19 protein-coding genes are annotated in these 23,071 nt (G+C 63.3%); 13 read left to right on the plus strand and 6 right to left on the minus strand.

The genetic code is table 11. The annotated features are described in order from the left end of the window. Window positions 1-60 precede the first annotated feature (60 nt). Complete coding sequence (locus H585_RS0100795; RefSeq protein ID WP_014258660.1) at window positions 61-1,518, plus strand: Rne/Rng family ribonuclease; 1,458 nt, start codon at window positions 61-63, stop codon at window positions 1,516-1,518. Next, a complete protein-coding gene (locus H585_RS0100800; RefSeq protein WP_027366364.1) occupies window positions 1,518-2,168 on the plus strand; it encodes an epoxyqueuosine reductase QueH in 651 nt (216 codons plus the stop codon). The genes H585_RS0100795 and H585_RS0100800 overlap by 1 nt, the downstream gene beginning before the upstream one ends. Before the next feature lie 348 nt (window positions 2,169-2,516). Here H585_RS0100800 and H585_RS0100810 read toward each other — a convergent pair whose 3' ends face one another. Continuing rightward, entirely contained in the window at window positions 2,517-3,173 is a 657-nt protein-coding gene (locus H585_RS0100810; protein ID WP_027366365.1) for a hypothetical protein, read from the minus strand. A gap of 288 nt (window positions 3,174-3,461) precedes the next feature. Between H585_RS0100810 and H585_RS0100815 the strand changes: the two genes are divergently transcribed. The 4 genes from H585_RS0100815 (at window position 3,462) to H585_RS0100830 (ending at window position 8,873) form a co-directional block, all read left to right on the plus strand. Beyond that, a complete protein-coding gene (locus tag H585_RS0100815; RefSeq protein ID WP_027366366.1) occupies window positions 3,462-4,145 on the plus strand; it encodes a tetratricopeptide repeat protein in 684 nt (227 codons plus the stop codon). 8 nt (window positions 4,146-4,153) lie between these two features. Then, window positions 4,154-5,548 (plus strand): radical SAM family heme chaperone HemW, encoded by a 1,395-nt coding sequence (hemW, locus tag H585_RS0100820; RefSeq protein ID WP_027366367.1) that lies wholly within the window; start codon window positions 4,154-4,156, stop codon window positions 5,546-5,548. Between the two features lie 66 nt (window positions 5,549-5,614). After that, the gene (locus tag H585_RS0100825) at window positions 5,615-5,983 is read left to right on the plus strand and encodes a hypothetical protein (RefSeq protein WP_027366368.1); all 369 of its coding nucleotides are present in this window, start codon (window positions 5,615-5,617) and stop codon (window positions 5,981-5,983) included. A 346-nt stretch (window positions 5,984-6,329) separates the two neighbouring features. Beyond that, window positions 6,330-8,873: a PAS domain S-box protein gene (locus H585_RS0100830; RefSeq protein WP_027366369.1), complete on the plus strand. Its 2,544-nt coding sequence runs from the start codon at window positions 6,330-6,332 to the stop codon at window positions 8,871-8,873. A gap of 309 nt (window positions 8,874-9,182) precedes the next feature. Here H585_RS0100830 and H585_RS0100835 read toward each other — a convergent pair whose 3' ends face one another. Continuing rightward, window positions 9,183-10,034 (minus strand): ABC transporter substrate-binding protein, encoded by an 852-nt coding sequence (locus H585_RS0100835; RefSeq protein ID WP_027366370.1) that lies wholly within the window; start codon window positions 10,032-10,034, stop codon window positions 9,183-9,185. A 152-nt stretch (window positions 10,035-10,186) separates the two neighbouring features. Beyond that, window positions 10,187-10,723, minus strand: coding sequence for a hypothetical protein (locus H585_RS0100840; RefSeq protein WP_014258668.1), 537 nt, complete (start codon window positions 10,721-10,723; stop codon window positions 10,187-10,189). 185 nt (window positions 10,724-10,908) lie between these two features. Between H585_RS0100840 and H585_RS0100845 the strand changes: the two genes are divergently transcribed. The 5 genes from H585_RS0100845 to H585_RS0100865 all read left to right on the plus strand — a co-directional run bounded on the left by H585_RS0100845 (window position 10,909) and on the right by H585_RS0100865 (window position 15,454). Continuing rightward, window positions 10,909-11,700, plus strand: a complete 792-nt coding sequence (locus H585_RS0100845; protein ID WP_014258669.1) for a type III pantothenate kinase — start codon at window positions 10,909-10,911, stop codon at window positions 11,698-11,700. 142 nt (window positions 11,701-11,842) lie between these two features. Then, a complete protein-coding gene (eno, locus tag H585_RS0100850) occupies window positions 11,843-13,189 on the plus strand; it encodes a phosphopyruvate hydratase (RefSeq protein WP_027366371.1) in 1,347 nt (448 codons plus the stop codon). Between the two features lie 53 nt (window positions 13,190-13,242). Then, on the plus strand, window positions 13,243-13,647 hold the full coding sequence (locus tag H585_RS0100855; RefSeq protein ID WP_014258671.1) for a nuclear transport factor 2 family protein: 405 nt from the start codon (window positions 13,243-13,245) through the stop codon (window positions 13,645-13,647). Between the two features lie 360 nt (window positions 13,648-14,007). Then, entirely contained in the window at window positions 14,008-14,868 is an 861-nt protein-coding gene (gene folD, locus H585_RS0100860) for a bifunctional methylenetetrahydrofolate dehydrogenase/methenyltetrahydrofolate cyclohydrolase FolD (RefSeq protein WP_027366372.1), read from the plus strand. Window positions 14,869-15,004: 136 nt separating this feature from the next. Beyond that, window positions 15,005-15,454, plus strand: a complete 450-nt coding sequence (locus tag H585_RS0100865; protein WP_005988492.1) for a YbhB/YbcL family Raf kinase inhibitor-like protein — start codon at window positions 15,005-15,007, stop codon at window positions 15,452-15,454. 46 nt (window positions 15,455-15,500) lie between these two features. On the opposite strand, the gene H585_RS0100870 is transcribed toward H585_RS0100865, so the two are convergent. Beyond that, entirely contained in the window at window positions 15,501-16,178 is a 678-nt protein-coding gene (locus tag H585_RS0100870) for a DNA alkylation repair protein (protein WP_027366373.1), read from the minus strand. 91 nt (window positions 16,179-16,269) lie between these two features. Between H585_RS0100870 and H585_RS0100875 the strand changes: the two genes are divergently transcribed. Together H585_RS0100875 and H585_RS0100880 are read left to right on the plus strand one after the other, a co-directional pair. Then, entirely contained in the window at window positions 16,270-17,952 is a 1,683-nt protein-coding gene (locus H585_RS0100875; protein WP_027366374.1) for an ABC1 kinase family protein, read from the plus strand. 151 nt (window positions 17,953-18,103) lie between these two features. After that, complete coding sequence (locus H585_RS0100880; protein WP_027366375.1) at window positions 18,104-18,475, plus strand: phasin family protein; 372 nt, start codon at window positions 18,104-18,106, stop codon at window positions 18,473-18,475. 183 nt (window positions 18,476-18,658) lie between these two features. Here H585_RS0100880 and H585_RS0100885 read toward each other — a convergent pair whose 3' ends face one another. Together H585_RS0100885 and H585_RS0100890 are read right to left on the minus strand one after the other, a co-directional pair. Next, complete coding sequence (locus tag H585_RS0100885) at window positions 18,659-20,071, minus strand: serine hydrolase (protein WP_027366376.1); 1,413 nt, start codon at window positions 20,069-20,071, stop codon at window positions 18,659-18,661. Continuing rightward, entirely contained in the window at window positions 20,068-23,031 is a 2,964-nt protein-coding gene (locus H585_RS0100890; protein ID WP_027366377.1) for a PEP/pyruvate-binding domain-containing protein, read from the minus strand. Before H585_RS0100890 ends, H585_RS0100885 begins: the two co-directional genes overlap by 4 nt. Window positions 23,032-23,071: the final 40 nt, after the last annotated feature.

The raw sequence follows: 23,071 nt of genomic DNA on the forward strand, positions 1-23,071 counted from the left end.
GCGAGGGTCCCGCCCGACGATCTTTCCCATAAATTTCTTTCCCAAGGATACCGGAGCGCAATGGCATCAGCGAAAAAACGCAAAATGTTCATCAGCGTCCTGCCCGGCGAGCAGATCGAGCTCGTGCTGGCGGAGGACGCCAAGATCCAGGAGTATTACGTCGAGCTTCTGCACCAGGCCAAGACCAAGGGCAATATCTATAAGGGCGTCATCCACAACGTCGATGCAGGCCTGCAGGCCGCGTTCATCAATTACGGCGCCAAAAAGAACGGCTTTCTGCAGATCGACGAGGTCCATCCCGAATACTATCAGGGCGGCTACCAGATCCCCAAGGGCAGCCGCTTCCCCCCTCTCCAGTCCGTACTGAAGCCCGGCCAGGAACTGCTGGTGCAGGTGGTCAAGGAACCCACGGGCTCCAAGGGCGCCTTCCTGACGACCTACCTGTCCCTTCCGGGCCGCTACTTCGTGCTCACCCCCGGCCGCGAGCAGCTGGGCATCTCGCGCAAAATCGAGGATGAGGAAGAGCGCAAGCGCCTCAAGGAACTGGTTGAGTCCATGCAGCCCGGCGAAGGCCTTGGCCTCATCGTGCGCACGGTCAGCTCGGCCGAGACCAAGACCAACCTGGACAAGGACGTGCAGTACCTGAAGCGCCTGTGGAAGGAGATCCGCAAGCGAGGCACCACAGCCGACACGCCCTCGCTCATCTACCAGGAGATGGAACTTTCCTCGCGGGCCGTGCGCGACTATCTCACCGCCGACGTGTCCGAGATATGGGTCGATGACCAGGAGACCGCCACCCAGGTCACCGAACTGGTCAGCATCGTCTTCCCCAGGCGGCAGAGCATGGTCAAGGTGCACACGGAGCACGAACTTTCGCTTTTCGACCGCTTCAACCTCACGCGTCAGCTCGACCAGATCTACAGCCGCACGGTGACCCTGCCCTCGGGCGGCCAGATCGTCTTCGACCACGCCGAGGCCCTCACGGCCATCGACATCAACTCCGGCCGCATCGGCGGCAAGAAGAGCTTCAAGGACCTGGCTCTCAAGAGCAACCTGGAAGCGGCCGAAGAGATCGCCCGACAGCTCAGGTTGCGGGACATCGGCGGCCAGATCGTGGTAGACTTCATCGAGATGAAGGACAAGAAGCACGTCAAGGAAGTCGAGAAGATCATGCGCACGGCCATCAAGAACGACCGTGCGCGAACCGACGTGGGCCGTATCTCGCGCTTCGGGCTCATGGAACTGGTGCGCCAGCGCATGGGCGTGTCCGCCGTGTCCCAGAGCCACGAACTCTGCCCCTGCTGCCAGGGCTACGGCCTGCGCCGCAACATGGAATGGCAGGCCATGCAGGCACTGAAGGAAATCTACCGCAAGCTGCGCGGCCACAAGTCCGGCGAGCCGTTCGAGTATATCGCGGCCTCGGCCGAGGTGGCCCGCCATCTGCTCAACGACAAGCGCGGCATGATCCATGAGCTGGAGGACAAGTTCGGAGCGATCGTGCGCATTAGCTGGGTCTAGTGATGGAAAGCGAGGAAACCAGGACCGAACACGAGACTGGCGCCGCGCAACATGATACCGGCCCAAAGGCCGAAGAGACGCCCACGCCCGGTTCGGCCGGCCGCGTCCTGCTGCACATCTGCTGCGCGCCCTGCGCGGTCTACTCCGTGCAGGCCCTCAAGGCCGAGGGCTTCGAAGTCACCGGCCTGTTCTACAATCCGAACATCCACCCGGCGGCAGAGTACATCCGCCGCCGGGATACCCTCCTCCAGTTCGAAGCCGAGCTGGGCATCAAGGTCATCTACAAAGACGCCGGGTACGATCCGCAGATCTGGTTCCGTGAGGTGACCTTCCGGGAGGCCAACCGCTGCTTCCACTGCTACCGCATCCGCCTGGAGAAGACCCTGTTCATCGCCAAGCACGGCAGGTTCGAATACTTCTCCAGCACGCTGCTCTACTCCACGAAGCAAAAGCACGAGGTCATCGCCGGCTTGGCTCGCGACATGGCCGCCGATGGCCCGAACCGCTTCCTGTATCGCGACTTCCGCGTCGGCTGGCAGGAAGGCATCGAGAAGTCCACGGCCATGGGCATGTACCGCCAGGACTACTGCGGCTGTCTGTACAGCGAGGTGGAGCGGAGGAAGAAGGAAATCGCGGGGCGCAAGGAGTAAGCCGAGCGCCCGTACCGTTCAAGGGCGAGCCAGATTCTTGAGCATCCGCCCGTAGCGGAGTCGAAGTTCGGCCATGACCTTCTTGGCCTTTTCAGGGCCGAAGTCTAGGCTAGCCGGAAGTACCTTGTCCATCGGGAGTGCCTGTCCGTCCCCTTGTTTTCGCGGATTCTTGGTCATTGCGGCTCTCTATAATTCCGCATGACATAACCTGTTGGAAGCGCTGTCCACGCTCCGACAGGTAGGCTTTTGTTACGCCTCAAGATCGGCCTGCCCATCGGCGGGCAGGACTTGGTCACCTTGAGAGACACGCCGGAAATCCCTTCGGAAGCAGAACCGCGTTATCCCAAGCTACCGATCCTCGGCCTCGCGCACCTCCACGATCCTGAAGCCGCCCGCGTCCTCGCCGCCTTCGCCAAAGTACAGGAAGATCGGTCCCAATCCCTGGGCGTAGCTGCGCTGCTCGTGCAGGGATACGCCTTCAAAATCGCCTACGCACTCGACCGAGATCACCTTGCGTTTGCGGCCGAAGAGTTGCGCTTCCACGACCTTTGTGGCGCGACAGATCAAGGCCGAATCCGGCATGGGCGGACTGGTCTCCACGGGCATGCGCCAAGGCTCGCCCGAGAGGTCGAGCACGGTGGTTGCCTCGCCGTCCTCCACGAGCTTCAGAGCCCTGCCCTTGGCCATGAAGGTTACCTGCCTGGATAGAACCTCGGGCAGACCCGTATCCGTCAGGTCGGCGGGAATCATGGTGCGCTCCTCCACGAGCACGCCGCGGCCGCCCGAGAGAACCTTAAGCCCCGTAGCTTCCAGTCGCACGCCGTTCGGACCGGCAAAGACGTGCGTCATATCCGGCTGCGGTCCGATGAACTCGGCCAGGTCGATATCCCTGGCCCATTCCGGGGCGGAAGGTCTGAAACCGGCACAGCCGGCCAGAGACAGCGCCAGAAGCGCAAGGATAAATACCGCCGGCCCAAAAGCCGGGGAAGGCTTCGCCTTTCCCATGCCTCGCTTTCCGGAGTCCGTTCCCGACAAGACGGGCCTACCGGGCCCGCGTGGTGCACTGACTAATTGCCCTTGTGCGGCAATGATTCTCTTCACGGTGGTTCCTCCTGAGCCTGCGCCATCATCGGCAGGCAGCTCCCTATCCGACTCTTGCGATAGGCCTTTTTCCTGCCAAGGGCAATCCTTGCAGTGGCAGCGCCGCGTCGTTGCACGCATGTCAGGAAACCTCTACAATTGCATGGTCCGGCATCGTACGCCAAGCGGACAAGCCCGGAACGAGGAGGATTGATGCGCGCGAGAATCGCTATCTGCATTGTGCTGGCCGCGCTCATGACTGCCTGCGCGGGCCTGGGCCTGAGCAGGAGCGCGAAAAACGAGTTCGAGGAAGGCCTGCGGCTCTACAATGCCGGGGAATATGCCCAGGCAGTGTCGCACTTCCAAAAGGCCACGCAAGAGGAGCCAGAATACGCCGAGGCCTTCCTGTACCTGGGCCGCGCCTACCTGAACCAGGGCAAGTGGAGCCAAGCCCTGCCGCCCTTGCGCACGGCCTGGCGGCTGTCGCCCGACGAGACGCGCGACCAGGTGCTCGACGTGCTCATGGACGCGCTCATCGGCGCGGGCACCAGCGCCTTCGAGACCGGGAACTACTCGGAGGCCCTGGGCTACCTGCGCGAGGGGCTGCGCACCGCGCCCCAGGATTCCGCCGCCTGGACTGCGGCGACCGAGCAGATGCTCAATTTCGGCGGTCAGCTCCTGTCCAAGGGAAACTTCACCGAGGCCATAACACTGTACCGCAGCCTGCTGGAGGCCGCGCCCGGAGCCCAGGCCAGCCTGAGCGCCTACCTTGGTTTGGCCAAGGCCTACCTGCAAAACGGACAATTCCTGGATGCCCTGCGGGCGGCCACGGCGGCGACGCGCGTCGACCCGGCCCTGAACGATCCGAGACAGCTGCTCGACAGCTTGCGCGAGTAGGAGCCCGAGTGGTCAAGATAATCCTGCCCCCGGGCGGCCTGACGTCCAAACCCAAAAAGCCCCAAGCGCCCAAGGTAATCACTCAGCCGGCCAAGGCGTGGCTGCCGCCGCGCCTTATACACGCCACTCAGGTTCTCGAACCGCAGCCAGCGGACACGACAACCCCGAAGCAGCCGGCGCTGCTGGTATACGTGCACGTGCCTTTCTGCCGCAGCAAGTGCCGTTACTGCGCTTTCCATTCCGTGCCCCTGACCATGGACAGCATGGAGGACATGGAACGCTACGCCGAGGCCGTGGCCCGCGAGATGAAACTATGGAGCCAGCGGCTCGGCAAACCTCAGGCGCATACTGTCTACTTCGGCGGCGGAACGCCCTCGGTGCTGCCCGAGTACGCCCTGGAGCGCATCATGCGCGCCCTGCGCGACAGCTTCGACCTGTCTGGCTGCCAGGAGTTCACCTTCGAGGCCAATCCGGACTCAGTGCACCTCAACTACCTGCGCGAACTGCGCGACTTCGGGGTCAACCGCCTGAGCCTGGGCGTACAGAGCCTGAACAACGAAGAATTGACTTTCCTGGGCAGGCCGCACAACTCCTTGCAAGCCGTGCAGGCCTTCCACACGGCCCGCGCCGCCGGTTTCGGCAATGTGAGCCTCGACTTTATCTGGGGCCTGCCCCGCCAAAACGCCGCGAGCTGGATCAAGACGCTCAAAAAGGCCGAGGAGCTAAGGCCCGAGCATCTGTCCTGCTACGGCCTGACCATCGAGCCGAATACGCCCCTGGAGGCCGAGGAGCAGACCGGCACCCTGATCCTGCCTGGAGAGGACATGCTCGCCAAGTGCTACATCTACGGCGCGCAGTTCCTGGAGGAGCACGGCTACCTGCAGTACGAAATCTCCAGCTTCGCGCGCATGGGCTACGCCAGCAAGCACAACATGGGCTACTGGGCTGGCAGCGACTACCTGGGCTTCGGCCCGGCGGCCACTTCTACCTTTGGCGGCCGACGCTGGACCAACCCCACGGACCTGCACGACTACGTGTTCCAGGTCGACGCCGGCGGGACGGGCAAGCGTGCTGAGGAACTGGATGAGGCCACCCGCCTGCGCGAGCGGATCATGCTGGCCCTGCGCACAACCCAGGGCCTGGACCTGCGCGAGCATGACAAACGCACGGGGGGCAGCTTCCTGGAGCGCCACCGCAAGCTCGTCACCCTGCTGCGCAACAACGGCCTGATCCGGCTTAGCAAGGGCAGCCTGAGCCTCACGCGTACCGGCATGCTCGTTTCGGACACGATCATCGAAAAGCTGGCCTTTTCCGACGAGGAGCCGACATCAAACGGCCCGGCGCCGTCGCCCTCGCGACAAGCGCCACAGGGCGCCGGCCCCACGGGCGGCCCGCACTGTTGAAGGCGGAACGCCTGACGGCGCAGCATCCATAGTCTGATAGGATCGGCACTGAACCAAGGAGCCGCCATGATCCGCTTGATCAGCATGACCTGCCTTCCCCGCATGACCCGCGCCATCGGCGTAACCCTGCTGTCCCTGATCGCTGGCTTTGTTGCCTCCGCTACCCCGCTCATGGCCGGCGATTACTGCAGCAGCTACGGCGTCATGTGCTACCGCTCGTGGATACCCGAGGAACGCCCCGGCATTCTCTCGCGCTGGCGCGCCGCAGACGGCGACTACATGGGTTCCATCTTCCTGCCGGAAGGCACTTGCAGCACCTTGAACCTGGGTCTCAACTGCCGCCCCTGCGAGGCCGCACAGACGGACGACTGGAGCCAGGCCTGCAACGAACGGTTTTCCGAGTGTCTGGGCAAGTGTTTCGCGCAGCCGGAGTAGCGCGGATACTGCCGATACAGAGCTAAGCCGGACTGATAGCTTCCTTCCGCTCACGATACCAGGCACAGTGCATTGCGCATGCACAGTGCCCAGCAAGACTCATTCATTCGCAAGACGACTATCTCAGATGTTATTTAACGCCAGGCTCCTGTGGAGCGGCCACTTGGCATCATTTACCACATGCGGCGGAGTGTCCGCGCATCTCTCCAACATGAGGCATAGACTATCTATTTGTCCACGCAGCCGTTCACTCAAGCGAGGCCTGTGCATAGTCCTAGCGTACTCTTTCCAAATGTAGTATTGGCAATTGGATAAACATAAGCGTTTACAGTTTGCCGAGGAAACAATGCCGGTTTTATATAATCCGACCTCGTGCCATGATTGCTCGACACCGATACCAAACTGTTATTTTATCAAGTACCTGGATAAGAAACTGTTGGCCGATATCGCACGCAATTACCTGGATCTACTCCAAACCTCTTTGGTGCTGTATGAGGCCAGTGGTGAATGTGTACAGAGCTTCTTCTCCTCGAAGTGGTGCCAATTACTAAATAGCGCTTCAATCGAGTCTCCCGCGAACCCACGCGATGACGGTCCTTCGGTTTGCTACACAGGCCCGTGCCACTCCTCTTGCTGGACCAGAGCCGCCAAGCCAAGCATCCACTCGGGCGAGCCCGTCGAGGCTTCCTGCCAGGGAGGCCTGCAGCTCTATGCCGTGCCGATCAAGGCGAAAGGCACGACCCGAGGCGCCATCTGCTTCGGCTACGGAGCCCCGCCCAGGGAGCCGGAGCTGATTGAGGCGATCGCCGCCCAGCACCATGTAGAGCCCACGCATCTTCATGCGTTGTCCGCGGTGTACACTCCGCGCTCGCCCGAGATCATCGAGGCAGCCAAGGCCAACCTGCGCGCCTCGGCCATGCTCATGGGCGAAATCCTGGAGCGTCGCATGGTCGAGGAGGAACTCAGGGCGAGCAAGGAGAAGTACCGTGCCGTCTTTCGCACCAATCCGATTTTGACCCTGATCGCGTCTCTCGATGATGGCCACTGCCTGGAAGTCAACGAAGCCCTTTTGCAAATGACGGGCTTTTCGCGCGAGGAGCTGATCGGCAATCGAATCCAGGACCTTGGCATATGGACCGACCCTGCGGCCAGCGATGCTCTGCACCGGCAGTTGAAAACGCAAGGGCACTTTGAAATGAAGGAAATACAGATCCGATCCAAGTCCAGCGAACACAAGACGCTGCTCTTCTCGGCCGAGACAAGGGAACTCCACGGCAGGCCATGCATCATCGCTGCCGGCCAGGACATAACCAAGCGCAACGAGAGGGAAAGGCTCCTTCGCGAAAGCGAGGAGCGGTACGCCCTTGTCCTGAACGGTACGAACGACGGCATTTGGGACTGGAATCTCAGGACCATGCAGGTCTACTTCTCTCCACGTTGGAAGGAGATCATAGGCTACCGGGACGCCGAGATACGCAACGACCTCGAGGAGTGGAAAAGCCGCATACACCCGGAGGAATTCGACAACGTCATGGCGACCCATGAGCGCTTCTTCAGGGCTGAGGATCCCGTTTTCGAGGTCGAGTACAGGTTGCGGCACAAGGACGGCTCCTATCGGTGGATACTTGGTCGCGGTGCATGCCTGCGTGATCAATCCGGCAAGCCGTACCGCATGGCCGGGTCCCACACGGACATGACAAGACGCAAGCAGATCGAAGCGGAGCTCTCCAAGGCCAAAGTGGATGCGGAGCGGGCCAGCAAGGCCAAAAGCGAGTTCCTGGCCAACATGTCCCATGAGATCAGGACGCCTCTCAGCGGCATGCTGGGCATGACCGAGTTGGCCATGATGAACGAGCTTACGCCGGAAGTACGTGAACACCTGCAGATGGCCAAGGATTCCGGCAAGAGTCTCCTTGCGATTATCAACGATGTGCTTGATCTCTCGAAGATCGAGGCTGGCCGGTCGAACCTGGAGCAGAAAAAGTTCAGCCTTCGCGAATTGGCGGACTCCACGATCAAGTCGCTGGCGGTAAGCGCCAAGGCAAAAGGCCTGCGTATCTTTCATGCCGTGGATACGGAAGCGCCCGACTCCCTCCTCGGTGATCCTGGTCGCTTGAGGCAGATCCTTACCAATCTCATCGGAAACGCCTTAAAATTCACTGAGCGCGGCACGGTAACAGTCTCGATGACGGCTGATGCAGTTGACGCCCCAGCAGGGAAAATCACCCTCAGGACCGTGGTCAAGGATACCGGGATAGGCATTCCCGAATCCATGCTCGAAGATATCTTCAAAAGCTTCAACCAAGGAGTCACCTCTGCCCATGCCACGTATGGCGGGACAGGCTTGGGCCTTACGATCTCAAAAGAACTCGTCGAGAAGATGGGAGGCCGCATCTGGGTCGAAAGCCGGATGGGACAAGGCAGCGCGTTCCATTTCACCGTCGAGCTGGCCCTTGCCGATGAGGAGTTGGACACCGCCGAGGAGTCTGTCCCCTCTGCGCCGACCCGGAGTACGGGGGGCTTCAGGATTCTGCTTGCCGAAGATAATAGAATAAACAGTCTTTTCGCCGCCTATCTGCTTGAAAAGCTGGGCCACAGTGTCCGGGCGGTCGCAAGCGGGGTGCAAGCACTTGCAGCCCTGCGGGAGGATAAATTCGACCTGGTGCTCATGGATGTGCGCATGCCCGAGATGGATGGCGCGGAAGCCACGCGGCGCATCCGAGCCGGCGAGGCGGGCGATCCCAAAATTCCCATTGTGGCGCTGACCGCTTATGCCCTGCAAGGCGACCGGGAACGTTTTCTCGCCGTGGGCATGGACGACTACGTATCCAAACCCATGGACACCGCGGAACTGGAGCGAGTGCTCGAGCGCGTGGGCAGGCGGGAGTGAGGGCTCCGCGAGCTGTCCTGGCGGTTGGCAAACCGCCTTGCATGACAGGGCGACTGACCCGCTTTTGCCTGGACGTTCCAAAAAGGAGCGCCGTGCCGACAGCGCTCCTTCTCGGCCTCGGATCATCTAGGGCCTGTTAACGCCATATAAGAACAAAAGCTATTATAGCGCGTTACGTTTGAAGCAATTTCCCTGGGCCCTTATCTTCATTCATAAACTGCTTTAGTGTGAACAGGCCCTAAAGCAACATGCGGATGAATTGGGAAGGGACCACGGCTCACTGGCCCCGCATTTCATGTGCGTATTGCCCTAATGATCATATTTCGCGGCGTAGGCCGCGTCGTTGTACAGCGCCTCGCCGTGCTCGGCCATGCCGTAACCGCGAATGATGTCCTGGCCCTTCTCCGAGCCCACGAAGCGGATGAAGCCCACAGCCAGGTCCTGGCCCGTGGTGATGCCCGCCGGCTGGGCCAGGGTGTGATAGGTATTGACGATGAACGGGTCGCCCGAGAAAAGAACCGTCAGGTTGTTCAGCTCCTTACGCGCCGCGACCCAGGTGGAGCTGTCGGTCATGAAGTAGCCGCCTTCCTTGTCGGCGCGGCGCAGGGTGGCCATCATGAAATCCTTGGTCACCACGTACCAGCTGCCCGAGGGCTGAATGCCGGCCTTTTTCCAGACGTCCAGCTCCTTCTTGTGCGTGCCCGAATTATCCCCCCGGGAGAAGAACAGAGCTTGGGCCGTGGCTATGCGCGTGTAGGCATCGGCGATGCCCGAGGCCTGCTTGACCTTGGCAGGGTCCGAGGCCGGCCCTACAAGGAAGAATTCGTTGGAGCCGATGAGCGTGCGCTCGATGGCCCAGCCGTCCTCGACCGCTTTCTTTTCAGCCGCAGGCGCGTGGACCATGATCATGTCCACCTTCTTTTCCTTGAGGTACTTCAGGGATTGGCCCGAACCTGCCTTGACCCAGCACATGCGCCCATCCGTACCGTCCAAATAGGCCTCGGCCAGCACGCGCAACAGCCCCAGCTCGCCGGGGCTGCCCGTGGCCAGGCGCAGCTCACGGCCGCCGGTGGCATAGGTTTCTTCGCATTGCTGCGCCAAGGCGATGGCTGAAAGGGAAAAGGTGGAGAGAAGCAGCAGTAGGCCGACAATGCGTTTCATAGTTGGCTCCTTGGTTGTATGACTATGCCAAACTAGGCATAACTACGCCAAGTAGCTGGAATGTCAACGTCAATCGGCTTTGCTCGAATTTCGGCAGTCGCCGCCAAGTGGTGTCCCGGCTTGGCGGCGAAAAATAGATATAGGGCGTCGTGTTACTCTGTTTGGCGCACGCGCCACTTGGGGCAGCCGTAGAAGTCGATGTCCCCCTGGCTCTCGGGGTAACGTCCGCAGTTTAGATAGCGCCAATGCGGCGAGCCGTAGCTCAGGCAGTAGCCTGTGGTCTTGTCGTGCAGGGGGCATTTGATCTGCTCGCAACAGCGGGTGCAGTCGCCACAGGCCGAGGTGCCCACGAAGTCGGGCGATACCTCCACCAGGGCCGGGTCCGGAGCCGCCCGCGGCTCCTTGAACAACGGACTGCCCACTCCCACCTTGCGCCGGGCGACATTGATCGCCAGAGGATAGCTGTAAAGCCAAAGGCGCACCAACTGAGGCAAACGACCCTGTTCCCAGAAGCGCGGGCTGCCGAAGAACCACCAACTGAAATAAGGCAAAAGCGGGATGCCGCCCACAACGGTGAGCATGGACACGGCCACGCTCCCGCCGAAAACAAGACGTGCGCCGGCCCAGCGAGCCGCCTGCCCCGCCTGCCTGACCGCTTCCATGCGACCGATATCGTCGATGCCTTCCATCGTTTTCCTCCTGGCTTGAAACCTACCCCCCAACATAGCACCGCTTGATGGTCCACTGTCAATGCGCTCGTCCGGCTTTCAGCATCCAAACCGGCAATGGGCTTGTCTTTTCCCCCAAAACAGGTACAACCGAGCCTGTCGGCGCCTTGATCTTCCTCTGCGCAACCCCTCCTGGATAGCTAACAATGACTCGATCCGGCCTGCTGCTACTCGATGTAGGCAACACCACCATAAAGCTCGGCGTGCTGCCTCCCCAAGGCTCCATGGCCGCCTATTCCCTGCCCACGCAGCACTTCGCCACGTCCGACGCCCTGGGCTTGCAGGTGGCCGAGATATGCCGCCGCGAAGGCCTGGTCCCCGAGGCCGTGGAGGCCTGGGCCGTATCCTCGGTGGTGCCCCAGCTCGAGCCCACGCTCGTAGCCGCGGCCGAACGCTACTGCCGCTGCCCCGTGCTCTTCGCGCCCACCGACCTGCCCTTGTCCCTGAACAACCGCTACGAGCGGCCCCAGGAAGTCGGCGCGGACAGGCTGGTCACGGCCTATGCGGCCACGCGCCTGTACGACGCGCCCGGATTCATAGTCATCGACTTCGGCACGGCCACGACCTTCGACTGCGTAGCCGGCAAAGACTACCTGGGCGGGCTCATCTGCCCAGGCATCCTCAGTTCGGCCTCTGCCCTGTCCAGCCGCACCGCCAAGCTGCCCCAGGCCACCCTGCGCGTGGACCCCACGGGCCTGCACGTCGGCCGCTCGACCTCCGCGAGCCTCAATCAAGGCCTAGTCTACGGCTTCGCGGCCATGGCCGAGGGTCTGGTGGAGCGGCTGAAGCTGCTGCTGCCCGCGAACAGCCTGGTGGTGGCCACCGGCGGTTTCGCCGGGCGTTTGGCCCCCGTATGCCGCGCCTTCGACCACGTGCGGCCGGACCTGCTGCTTGAGGGCCTGCGCCTGGCCTACCAGGACAGGCAAGCCGGCGCGTGAGCTTCCACGTTAAAACAGCTTCCGGGCATTTGACACCCCCGGCCGCTTGTATTTGTATGCGACAATGAACCGTTGATCCCACAGGCGGACCCAGATGCCCGCCCGAGCACACGAACGAGAGAGCACATCAAGGAGACAAGCCATGAGCAGTAACATCGTATCCGTCTGGGCACGCGAGATCCTGGATTCCCGCGGCAATCCTACCGTGGAGGTCGAAGTGACCCTTGAGTCCGGCGTCATCGGCCGCGCCGCCGTGCCCTCGGGTGCGTCCACCGGCTCGCGCGAGGCCCTGGAGCTGCGCGACGGCGATATGGCCCGCTACCTGGGCAAGGGCGTGACCAAGGCCGTGCAGAACGTGATGGACGTCATCGCCGAGGAGATCGTGGGCATGGACGCCCTGCGTCAGTTGTCCCTGGACAACGCCCTGCTGGACCTGGACGGCACCGAGAACAAGTCGCGCCTGGGCGCCAACGCCATGCTGGGCGTGTCCATGGCCACGGCCCGCGCCGCGGCCAACTTCCTGGGCCTCCCGCTCTACCGCTACCTCGGCGGCATCAACGCCAAGTTTCTGCCCGCGCCCATGATGAACATCATCAACGGCGGCGCTCACGCCTCCAACAACCTGGACATTCAGGAGTTCATGATCATGCCACTCGGCGCGGAGTCTTTCTCCGAGGCCCTGCGCATGGGCTCCGAGACCTTCCATAGCCTTAAGAAGATCCTGGCCAAGGACGGCCTGACCACGGCCGTGGGCGACGAAGGCGGCTTCGCGCCCAACCTGAAGAGCCACAAGCAGGCCTTCGAGTACATCATGCGCGCCATCCAGGAAGCCGGCTACACCCCCGGAGCGCAGATCGCCCTGGCCATCGACGCCGCGGCCAGCGAGTTCTACAAGGACGGCAAGTACGTGCTCACGGGCGAGAACCGCACGCTCTCTTCCGAGGAATTGGTCGAGTACTATCGCGACCTGGCGGACCAGTTCCCGATAATCTCCATCGAGGACGGCCTGGCCGAGAGCGATTGGGAGGGCTGGGCCACGCTGACCGACACCTTGGGCGAGAACCTGCAGATCGTGGGCGACGACCTGTTCGTGACCAACCCCGAAATCCTCTCCCACGGCATCAGCGAGGGCGTGGCCAACTCCGTGCTGGTCAAGCTCAACCAGATCGGCACCCTCAGCGAGACCATGGACACCATCGAGATGGCCCACGGCGCGGGCTACTCCACGGTCATCTCCCACCGCTCGGGCGAGACCGAAGACGCCTTCATCGCCGACCTGGCCGTGGCCGTTAACTCCGGCCAGATCAAGACCGGCTCCCTGTCACGCTCCGATCGCCTGGCCAAGTACAACCAGCTCCTGCGCATCGAAGAGGATCTGGAAGACGAGGGCTTCTACTACGGTCCCGTCATCGCCGAGCAGTTCTTCGGCGGGGACTGCGACTGCGGCCCTGAATGCGGCGACGATTGCGAGTGCGACTGCCACAAGTAGACTGCAGGCGGGGGCGCATATGCGCCCCCGCTTTTTTTTCAGGGGAGGAGAGCATGCGGGACGAGGTCAAGGCGCACGTCTGGGCGACGGTGGAGGCCATGCTGGACGCGTATTGCCGGCGGGACGTGCAAGCCACCATGGCCTACTTCGCGGACACGCCGGAACTCGTATGCATCGGCTCCGGGCCGCGCGAGAAGAGCGTGGGGCACACAGGCCTGCGTCAGGGGCTGGTGCGCGACTTCGCCGACACCGACGCCATGGAAGTCGCCTGCGGGGAGCCTCTGATTTCGGTGGCCGGAGACGTGGCCTGGGTGGCCACGGATTGCCTGTTCACGGTACTGGCCGACGGGGAAACCCTGCACGTCAAAGCCAGGCTCACGGCCGTGCTGCGCCGCCTGGACGAAACCTGGCGCATCGTGCAGTCGCATATGTCCCTGCCCTTTCCGCCCGAAGAATAGTTCGGAATCGCAACGGCATTCAGCCAACGGGCTGCACGGGTTCAGAAGCACGCCCGCATCTGCCCGCTTTTGCCGTTTCTGTCTGGACGGGCCTGGACAACGGCTTTTCGATCATGCAGACAGCCCTGAACACTTCGCAAACGAATTACGCGGCTCTGGTGGATGGAAGTCCAGGAAGAGCAAAACTCTTCCTAGAGCAGATCGCTTTTAAGACGCCCGGCGCAAGTGAATTGCGCCTACGCCTACGCGGCAGCAAGCCATGCCGACGCATGGCTTGCTGCGCATTTCAATAGCAAAATGCTTAGTTCATATTGCAAGCTGCTGTAGTCGACACGCTCAATTCATCACAGGGGACAGACCATGAAGCTCATCGACGGCAAGGCCACGGCCCAGACCATCAGGGAAGAACTCAAGACCGAGGTTGCCGCGCTCAAGGACAGGCTCGGCCGCGCGCCTGGATTGGCGGTGGTGCTCGTGGGCGAGGACCCGGCCTCGCAGGTCTATGTGCGCAACAAGATCAAGGCCTGCGAGGATACGGGCATTGTCTCCAAGGCCTTCAGGCCCGAGGCTTCCGTGTCCCAGGCCGAGCTGGAAGACCTTGTGCGCCGACTAAACGCGGACCCCGAGCTGGACGGTATCCTGGTGCAGCTGCCGCTGCCCCGTGGGCTGGACAGCCAGCGCATCTTGGACCTCATCGACCCGGCCAAGGACGTGGACGGATTCCATCCCGTGAGCATGGGCCGCCTGACCCTGGGACTGCCGGGCCTGCGACCCTGCACGCCCGCCGGAGTCATGGAGCTGCTGCGCCGCTACGACATCCCGACCAAGGGCAAGAAGGCCGTGGTCGTGGGGCGCTCCAACATCGTGGGCAAGCCCATGGCGCTCCTGCTGGCCCAGCCCGGCGTCGACGCTACCGTAACCCTGTGCCACTCGCGCACCAGGGATCTGGCCGCCGAATGCCGTCAGGCCGATATCCTGGTGGCTGCCATCGGCAAAGCAAATTTCATCACAGCGGATATGATCAAGGATGGCGCGGTGGTTATCGACGTGGGCATGAACAGGACCGAAAAGGGCCTTGCCGGAGACTGTGACTTTCATGCTATGAAGGACAAGGTCGCGGCCATTACGCCCGTTCCGGGCGGCGTGGGACCCATGACCATCGCCATGCTCATGGTTAACACGCTTGCGGCCTGCAGGCGCAGAATGAAACTAGAGGGTTAAGGGGAGGCAATCGACCCAACCGGAGGTCGAGCCCATGAGAATCATAACAACTGGCAAATGTCGTTGCCTTCAGGTTATGCTCTGCCTGCTTTGGGCGACAGTTCCTTGCACGGCACAAGCCCAGGAGGCCATCGACATGCGCATCGCCAGCCCTGCCTTTGAAAACGGCCAGCCTATACCCGAAAAGCACTCCTGCGACGGCGAGGACGTCTCTCCGGCCCTGACCTGGGATGATGTGCCCCAAAGCGCCAAGTCCCTGACCCTCGTGGTCGAGGACCCCGACGCCCCCAGAGGCACCTGGGATCACTGGATCGTATTCAACATCCCGCCGGTGGTGAAGGGCCTGCGCGAGGGCGCTGGAGCCGGCAATCTGCCCGGCCAGGCGCTGCACGGCCGCAATTCATGGACGCGCAACAACTGGGGCGGGCCCTGCCCGCCGAGCGGAACGCACCGCTACTTCTTCAAGCTGTTCGCCCTGGATGCTATGCTCGACCTGTCGCAAGGCGCGTCCAAGGCCGAACTGCTCGAAGCCATGGACGGCCACATCCTGGACAAGGCCGAGCTTATGGGCACGTACAAGCGGTAGGCCTCGTCTTAGCACCGCTCTACCCGAGAGCGGAGAAGTTGCAGACTCAGGTCTTGCTCTCCAACTCCTTCAAGGCATCCCGCCCTATCCAGCGCGCGGTCTTGTCGTCCCGCGCAATCAGCCCTCTGGCAGTCTCCATGGCCGCCTTACGCAGGGCCGCGTTGCGCTTGCCGATCTGGCGCAGGGCCCAGTTCACGGCCTTTTTGACGAAGTTGCGCGGGTCTTCGGCGTGGCGCTCAATGAGCGGCAGAAAAGCCAGGAAGCGCGCATCCTCGGCCTTCTTGTCGTGCACGGCCAGCACGGCCATGAGCGCAAAGCCTGTCCGGCGCGTGAACTCAGGCTCGCGCTCGATCCATTCCACGGCCTTGGCGTAGGCGAACGGCACGCGGTCCAGGAGGTTCAGGCAGCACTGGTCGCACAAGCCCCAACTGTCGAAATCCGCCACCCAGGCTTCGGCCAGGGCCTCGTCCACACGCTTGGGCTCGGCTAGCAGGCAGGCCAGGATGCGCGCCTCGTGCACGGCCGTGGCCCACAGCTCCAAGGCCAGCCCGTGGTCGCGGCCGATATCCTTGGCCATGGCCCGCAGCACCGGCATGCGCACGCCGAGCACTTTAGCCTTGGCCGAGGTTATGCCGAAACGGGCCATGCCCAGCCGGTCGGCCTCGCTGGATACGGCCGCAAGCCGCTCCACGATTTCCCACGCGTTCTCCCTCACTACATCCATGATTCCCCCTCGCTTTACCTTGCGGCTGATTTCTGTAAAAAAATGAACGAATAGGACCCTCCGGTCAATATCGCCAACGCGAGGACTCCGCATGCAGCTCAACCGCGGGATTCTGCCCCACCCATTACGAACTGCCGGGCGGCTGCGGGACGTGGTTGGCATCCTGGTGAAATACGGTTTCGGCCATGTGGTGGAGGCCCTGCACCTGCCGGGCCGCGAGTTGGTGCGCAGAATGACCCACGTGGAGCCGGGCATCTCGGTCTGGAAACGCATCCGCCTGGCCATCGAGGAGCTGGGGCCGACGTACATCAAGTTCGGCCAGGTGCTCAGCCTGCGGCCGGATCTGGTGCCCCTGCCCCTGGCCAAGGAGCTTGGCAATCTACAGGAGCGTGTGCGGCCCGAGAACTTCGAGGACATTCGGGCCGTGGCGGAAGAGTCCCTGGGCAAGCCCCTAGGCGAGTGCTTCAGCGAATTCGCTCGCGAGCCCATGGCTACAGGCTCCCTGGCCCAGGTACACAAGGCAGTGCCGCGCTGCTCCAGCCAGATCGTGGCGGTCAAGATCCTGCGGCCGGACATACGCGAAACCGTGGCCTCGGACCTGGATCTGCTGGCGAACATGGCCAACATGGCTAACCAGCATGTCGAGTCCCTGCGCTCCTTCGATCTGCCCAGCGTTGTGCGCGAGCTGGGCAAGATGCTGGCCCGCGAGATGAACTTCCTCAATGAAGCCCAGAACATGGCCATCTTCCGCCGCAACTTCGCCGAGGACCCCGGCGTGTACTGCCCGGCGGTCCTCCCCGAGCTGACCACGGCCGAGGTGCTGACCATGGAGCTCGTCACGGGCGTGCGCATCACCGAGTACGTCGGCTCCGCCGAGGAACGGGACCGCCTGGCGCACATCGGCATGGAGTCCGCCCTGCGCCAGATTCTGGAATTCGGCATGTTCCACGCCGACCCGCACCCCGGCAACCTGCGCATCGTGGAACGCCCGGACGGCCAGGGGCATGCCCTCGCCTTCCTGGACTGGGGCATGTCCGGCCGTCTAACGGAACGCCAGCGCGGCGTTCTCTTCGACTTTTTCATGGCCCTGTCCCGCAGGCAAAGCCGCACCCTGGTGCGCGCGCTCAGGGACATGAGCATGTCCGCCCCGCCGCTCCTGGACGACACGGGCCTGGAGGCCGAACTGCTCTATCTGCTGGACCGCCTGCACGATCCGGCCGGCCAGGGCGAGCTTGTCAGCGGCCCGCTCATCGACATGGTCAACCTGTGCCGAGAGTACGGGCTCAGGCTGCGGCCGGACTACGTGTACACCACGCGGGCCCTGGTGGCCTCGGAGGCCGCCGGACGCATAATCTCCCCGGACTTCGATGTCATGGGCGAGTTGCAGCCCATGGCCAGGCGCTATCTGCGCAAGCGCATCGGCAAGCTGTTCTCCGAGAACGCCATCATCGACGGCGCGGAGGACCTGTTCGGGTTCCTGCGCAGCCTGCCCGAGCGCGTGGGCTTCTTCTTCCGGCTCGTGGAGGCGGGCAAGCTGGGCATCGAGTTCAGCCACAAAAACCTGGAGAGCTTCGAAAAGACCCTGAGCGACGTGGGCAAGCGATTGGCCACGGCGCTCATCACCGCAGCGCTCATAATCGGCTCCTCGCTCGTGGTGGCCGCGGACGCCGGACCACATTGGCGCGGCCAGCCGGTGCTGGGGCTGGTTGGCTACATCCTGTCGGGCGTTTTCGGCGCCTGGCTGGTATGGAGTATGGTGTTTCACAAAAAATGACAGCTTAGAGCATTTTCACTTTGAATATGCTCTAAGCAAGCTATGCGCTGCATGGCTTGCCGCCCACGAGGAGTGGGCCGGCTTTGCCGGCCGTAAACGACGAGTGAGGCGTCTTAAAGTAAATCTGTTCCAGACACATGGAGGCACGACCATGAACGAACTGCTCAAGAAAGGCTTCTTCATCGGCCTGGGCGCCAGCGCGCTCATCAAGGAGTCCTTCGACCGCGCCGCCCGCGAGTTCTCCAAGCGCGGCGAACAGGCTTCGGAGGAGACGAGCCAGGTGGCCAAGGACTTCCTGCGCGAGGTCCAGCGCCAGCTCGACGCTGTGTCGGAAAAAGGGGCCAAGGAGTTCGAGCGCCAGGCCGCCGACGCGGGCATCGCAACAAGAGAGGATATCGAGCGGCTGGAGCAACGCATCGCCAGCCTGGAACGCAAGCTCGCAGCAATGCGATCCCAAGGCGTGACGGACGAGGAAAAGAAATGCCAGGGCGAAGAGCCGCAAGGAAAGACATTCCAGGTTTAAGCCCGGCCGGATTGAATTTAGAGCATTTTGCTTTTGAAAATGTTCTGCAAGCCGTGCGTCGGCATGGCTTGCCGCCGCGTAGGCGTAGGCGCAATTCACTTGCGCCGTCAACGCCGGAGCGGGCGTCTTAAAGGCAATATGCCCTAGGTGGGCAAGACATTCCCGGCTCTCGCGCTGGCGTCCTTACGGCAGCCCGGCCTTGACCGGATCCTGCCCGGCCTTCCGCATGATGGTGCGGTGGATGTCCGTGGCCAGTTCCTTGTGCAGATCAGCGGAATTCCGACGCAGAATGTTGGAGACCACGGCCGCGATGTAAAAGGTTTTCGGATCCTTGGCCGGCGACTCGACCACGGCCACGGATGCCAGCAAGTTGACCTTGTTGCCCCGATACTGCCCGCAGTCGAAGCCCGGCTCGTCCGTGCAGGAATACAGCGAGCCGGACTTGAAGTAGAGCGCCGCGTTGTACAGCGCGGGCGAGGCCGCGTAGCGTATGCGCCCCTCGGTGAGGTAGAGCAGGCGCTTCAACTCGCGGCTGGAGAATTCGTCCACCAGCCTGCCCTGCTCCATGCGCAACATGAAGCGGCACAACTCGCGCACCGTGACGCGGCTTGAGAAACCGGGAGCCAATTGCTTGCCGCTACGGGTGAAGAACTTGCCCTGCTGGAGCTGCGCAGAATTCAGGCCGTTGCGCGCCACGGGCTCGATAAGCGTGGCCTTCAGCCAAGCCTGGCGTTTCGCCTCGGACTCGCCGAAAGCAGCTTCGGCCTTGCCCCGGCTCACGGGATACTCCCGGCCGAAGCGTTGCAGCAGCATGGCCTGCTTGAGCACCATGCTCGCGGCGGAATTGGAGCTGGACGAGAGCATCCAGTCCAACCAGGTCCACAGGTTGGCCGCATCGCCCTGACGCAGCGGCCGGAAAGCAAGCTTGCCGTCCGCCCCGACCAGCGGCACGTCGTGCGAATCGCTGAGTATGACCTCATCGGCCGTGACCATGGTTTCGCACAGCACGCGCTCCCTGGCCTGGATGTCGTCGGGCCAGGCGTCGGCCAGAGCCTGAAAAAGAGCCAGCCCCACCAGCAGCTTGCCCACGCTCCCGGCCGTGCTGACCTCATCGCCCCGGTGCTCGGCATAACGCGGGCGCTCGGGGTCAGAGAAGTCGAGCACGGCGAACGCGAAGCTCGCCGAGTTCTTGCCCAACGTTGCAGTGATCATCTTGCCCAGCTCCTGGTCCGGCGGCGGCAGATCCAAATTCCTGTTGCCCGTGAGGCGCAAGTCCACCCGTTCAAGCGGCAGGCGCGCCCCGGCCGGCAGCTCCGTGGCCTGGTACGGCTCCAGGCGGGCGATGCTACGGTTGTCGGCATCGTAGACCGGGTAGGCCGACGCCGATGGTATGCAAAGCAGGAGCGGAAGAGCGCACACCAAAAAGCGCAGACCGATGAACCGAAGTAAAGAAAGCCTCCGGCGGCCGGGGGGGATGATCCCCCCCGGACCCCCGCGATTTTTCTGTTCAACGCGCTCTTCAACGCGGACTTGCGTCAGGGCGCAGGTTCGTCGCGGCGTGCCCATGAGGCGCGCCAGGCATATCAGGTGCGTCATGGAGTACCCCTCATGTTCACGCGTGCGCTGTCCAGAGCCGTTAGCTCCTTGTCCATGGACAGCAGGAAAGCGTTACGCCGGGCCTTCTCGCTGGTCACGAACGGCCGGATCTGGAACAGGGCCAGCCGACCGTTCAAGAAGCCGAACTCCATGTCCGCCGGCAGGGCTTCGCCGTTTTGTCCGTGCAGGTCCCGGAAGCGCCTCGGTGCGCTTTCCGCCAACTCGCACAGGATTTGCTCCTCGGCCTGGGTCAGAACCATCCCGCCGGCGCAAGGCAGCTTGTCCAGGTCGCCCGTGGGCAAGGCCACACGCTTGAAGGGCTCGGCCGCGGGAGCCAGGAACACGGATTGGCCCGTGGCCGGCTCCAGGCACAACTCCTCGGCCAGCTGGCCGTCCACGGCGCCGCCCAGGCCCTCGTTGACAGCCACGGAAATGCGGCCCTGCCTACCGCCGTGGATGTCCGTGGTCACGAGCACGCCGGATTTGTCGACAGGCACGGTCTGCTGGATAAGCACGGACACGAACAGCCCCGAGGGGTCCTGCATGTGCGCCTGCCGCCAGCCGTAGGCCCGCTCGCTGAACGGCGAGGCCCATACTTTACGTATGGCCTCCAGAACCTTGTCGAAGCCCACTACGTTGGGCACGGTCTTGTTCAGCCCCGCGCCCGTGAAGCCGGGCAGGTCCTCCACGTTGGTGTCGCTGCGCACGAACACGCCGTAACTCCCGTCCGGCCCGAAGCGCTGCTCCATGGCCGCGCGCAGGCGCTCCGTGAACTCAGGCCCCAGTTCCAGGGACTCGAACCAGCTCCGGGCCTCGGCCAGCAGCTCGGCCTCGGCCTTTTGTCGGGCCTGACCGTCGCGCATGCCGCGCGCCAAGGCATAGCCCTGGCGCAGGAACTCGCGCATGCTCGGTCCACCCGGCCGCACGGGCCTTTCCAGTATTTGCGCGTAAACGCCAAAGGGGATGACCAGGCCTTCGGACACGGCCTCGGGGAAGGCCGCCTTGAGTTCGCCCAGGTTGCAGGCCTTGGGCCCGGCCACGCGACCAGCGTCATCGGCCACCAGGTGGCCCAAGGGAACCAGCTCGGTCACGCCGAGTTCCAGCTTGCCCGTGTCGGCGGGGATGAGGAAATCCTTGGGAGCCTGTTCCTGCGGCGCGAACAATGCATCCCAGCGGGGGCCGTCCCGCTCCAGGCGCACCCGTCCGCCGGGGCTCACGGCCAGCACGACCCGCTGGCCGTTCAGGGCCGCCAGGCTTGGCAACAGGGCTTGGTCCACGGCCGCGTTGGGAATGCCCAGGTTGCGCGCCAGGAGCTGCACGTGGGACAGGGAATTGCCCATGCCCAAAGTCAGAATGCCGGCCACGGGCGGCAGGTCCGAGGTAGTGGCCGCCAGGACGTGGATGCCCTCGGACTCCAGGGCCGACAAGGGTTTGCCCGCCGGATGCACGCGCAGCACGCCCCTGGCCAGGCCGGGATTGAGGCCGCGCAGTCCGCTGGACACGGCCTGCCCCGCCAGCCAGTGCGATAGTCCCAAAGTACGGTCGGCGTCGGACAGCAGGGCCTCGCACACCGCTGCGTGCAGGGCCAGGGGGCTGGCCCGCAAGCGCTCCTGGGCATAGCGCTCGGCCAATGGCTCGATTTGCGCGAACCGCTCAACATCCTGCGAGAAATAATAATGCAAGGAACGCGCGGCCCAATCCGACGCTCGCTCCTGATAGCCGAGCGCTTCCCGATAGGTGGTAAGCGCCACCCATTCCGCGTCCAGCCCGGCCAACGAGACGCGCAATGCGTCCAACTCCCGGCTGCCGAGCAGGCCCATGCCGTACAGAGCCTGCGACGCCTGCCCAAGCCAAACGAGTTGTTCGGCTCTGTTCGCAGTGGCCCGAATCCGCAGCAGCTCCGCCGTGAGGCCATAGGCCTCGGCTTCCAGATCCAGGCTCAGATCCAGGGCCGCTAAGCGGTCTTCCGCCGTGGCGAAGGCCTCGAAGTCCCGGCGCAAGGCCACCATGGCCCGAGCAACGGCCGCGAAGCGCTCCGCCGCGCCTCCGTCGCCGCCGTCGCCGTCGAGCAGCGTCGCTTCGGCTCGCAGGATTGCGGCCAGTCCCGGGTCAGCGGCCTTCGCCGCCAAGCTTTCCAATCCCTCCCGCAGCTTGATCGGCCGGTAGACATCCTGGAGCATGACCACCAACCGTTCGTAGTCCACCAGAAGCTCCAGCTGGCCCAGATGCAGGGCATAGTCGCGCACGAGTTGGGCGTCCTCCGGCCCCGGCGTGCCGTGCAGCTTGGCGCGCAGGTCGGCGAAGCCTTCGTCGCGGGCCTCGATGCTCGCGGCAAGACTGCGCGCCTCGGTCAACGGCCCTTGCCAGCGTCCGTGCGGCAGCGACCGCACGGCTTCGCGCAGCACGAGGAAACTGTCCGCGCACCACTCCCGGCGATCCAGCAGAGCCAGGAGCAGTGCTCGCCCGCTGGCGTCCTCGTCCTGGGCCTGCAGCGCGCCACGGTAGAAGCGCGCCCGGCGGTAGATCCAGCCGTCGTCGGCCGCCACGAGGTAACGCTCTAGAATCATCTGCTTGAGGGCCGAGGCAAAATCCGCTCGGGACAGGAACTCCTGGATATTCAGCGAGGCAAGAACCGTGGCCAGTTCGTAACCGGCCTGGCGCAGGGCCTGGGTTTCCTCGCTCCACTCGCCGTGCTGACGGCCGCCGCCATGGTCCGCGCAGCCATGAGGATCGGGCGGCAATATCTCTCCGTCGGCGCAGAACCAGCGCAGACGCTTGAATGGCCCGCGCTGGCTGTCCTTCATGTCAGCTACCCAGCCCCTGGCCTGCTCCTGGTCCAACTCCGGCGGATTCTCGCCCAAGGCCGCGCCCCGGTTCAGCGCCGAAATGAATAACAAGGCAAGGACCAAGGCAGTCAGGAAGCTTGCGCGGGACCCGCGCGCCTGCTCGTCTCCAATCATGCTCACCCCCGCTCGGCGCACAGGCGCCAGGTCGATACAC

This window comes from Desulfocurvibacter africanus subsp. africanus DSM 2603 (assembly GCF_000422545.1).
GTDB lineage: Bacteria > Desulfobacterota > Desulfovibrionia > Desulfovibrionales > Desulfovibrionaceae > Desulfocurvibacter > Desulfocurvibacter africanus.

Bases quoted from the DNA above. Each gene is read 5' to 3' on its own strand.
- H585_RS0100875 (WP_027366374.1), top strand. From the start codon at position 16,270: ATGCAGCTCAACCGCGGGATTCTGCCCCACCCATTACGAACTGCCGGG.
- H585_RS0100830 (WP_027366369.1), top strand. From the start codon at position 6,330: ATGCCGGTTTTATATAATCCGACCTCGTGCCATGATTGCTCGACACCG.
- H585_RS0100810 (WP_027366365.1), bottom strand. From the start codon at position 3,173: ATGGGAAAGGCGAAGCCTTCCCCGGCTTTTGGGCCGGCGGTATTTATC.
- H585_RS0100835 (WP_027366370.1), bottom strand. From the start codon at position 10,034: ATGAAACGCATTGTCGGCCTACTGCTGCTTCTCTCCACCTTTTCCCTT.
- H585_RS0100885 (WP_027366376.1), bottom strand. From the start codon at position 20,071: ATGACGCACCTGATATGCCTGGCGCGCCTCATGGGCACGCCGCGACGA.
- eno (WP_027366371.1), top strand. From the start codon at position 11,843: ATGAGCAGTAACATCGTATCCGTCTGGGCACGCGAGATCCTGGATTCC.
- H585_RS0100870 (WP_027366373.1), bottom strand. From the start codon at position 16,178: ATGGATGTAGTGAGGGAGAACGCGTGGGAAATCGTGGAGCGGCTTGCG.
- H585_RS0100865 (WP_005988492.1), top strand. From the start codon at position 15,005: ATGCGCATCGCCAGCCCTGCCTTTGAAAACGGCCAGCCTATACCCGAA.
- H585_RS0100815 (WP_027366366.1), top strand. From the start codon at position 3,462: ATGCGCGCGAGAATCGCTATCTGCATTGTGCTGGCCGCGCTCATGACT.
- folD (WP_027366372.1), top strand. From the start codon at position 14,008: ATGAAGCTCATCGACGGCAAGGCCACGGCCCAGACCATCAGGGAAGAA.
- H585_RS0100840 (WP_014258668.1), bottom strand. From the start codon at position 10,723: ATGGAAGGCATCGACGATATCGGTCGCATGGAAGCGGTCAGGCAGGCG.
- H585_RS0100880 (WP_027366375.1), top strand. From the start codon at position 18,104: ATGAACGAACTGCTCAAGAAAGGCTTCTTCATCGGCCTGGGCGCCAGC.
- H585_RS0100795 (WP_014258660.1), top strand. From the start codon at position 61: ATGGCATCAGCGAAAAAACGCAAAATGTTCATCAGCGTCCTGCCCGGC.
- H585_RS0100845 (WP_014258669.1), top strand. From the start codon at position 10,909: ATGACTCGATCCGGCCTGCTGCTACTCGATGTAGGCAACACCACCATA.
- H585_RS0100855 (WP_014258671.1), top strand. From the start codon at position 13,243: ATGCGGGACGAGGTCAAGGCGCACGTCTGGGCGACGGTGGAGGCCATG.
- H585_RS0100825 (WP_027366368.1), top strand. From the start codon at position 5,615: ATGATCCGCTTGATCAGCATGACCTGCCTTCCCCGCATGACCCGCGCC.
- H585_RS0100890 (WP_027366377.1), bottom strand. From the start codon at position 23,031: ATGATTGGAGACGAGCAGGCGCGCGGGTCCCGCGCAAGCTTCCTGACT.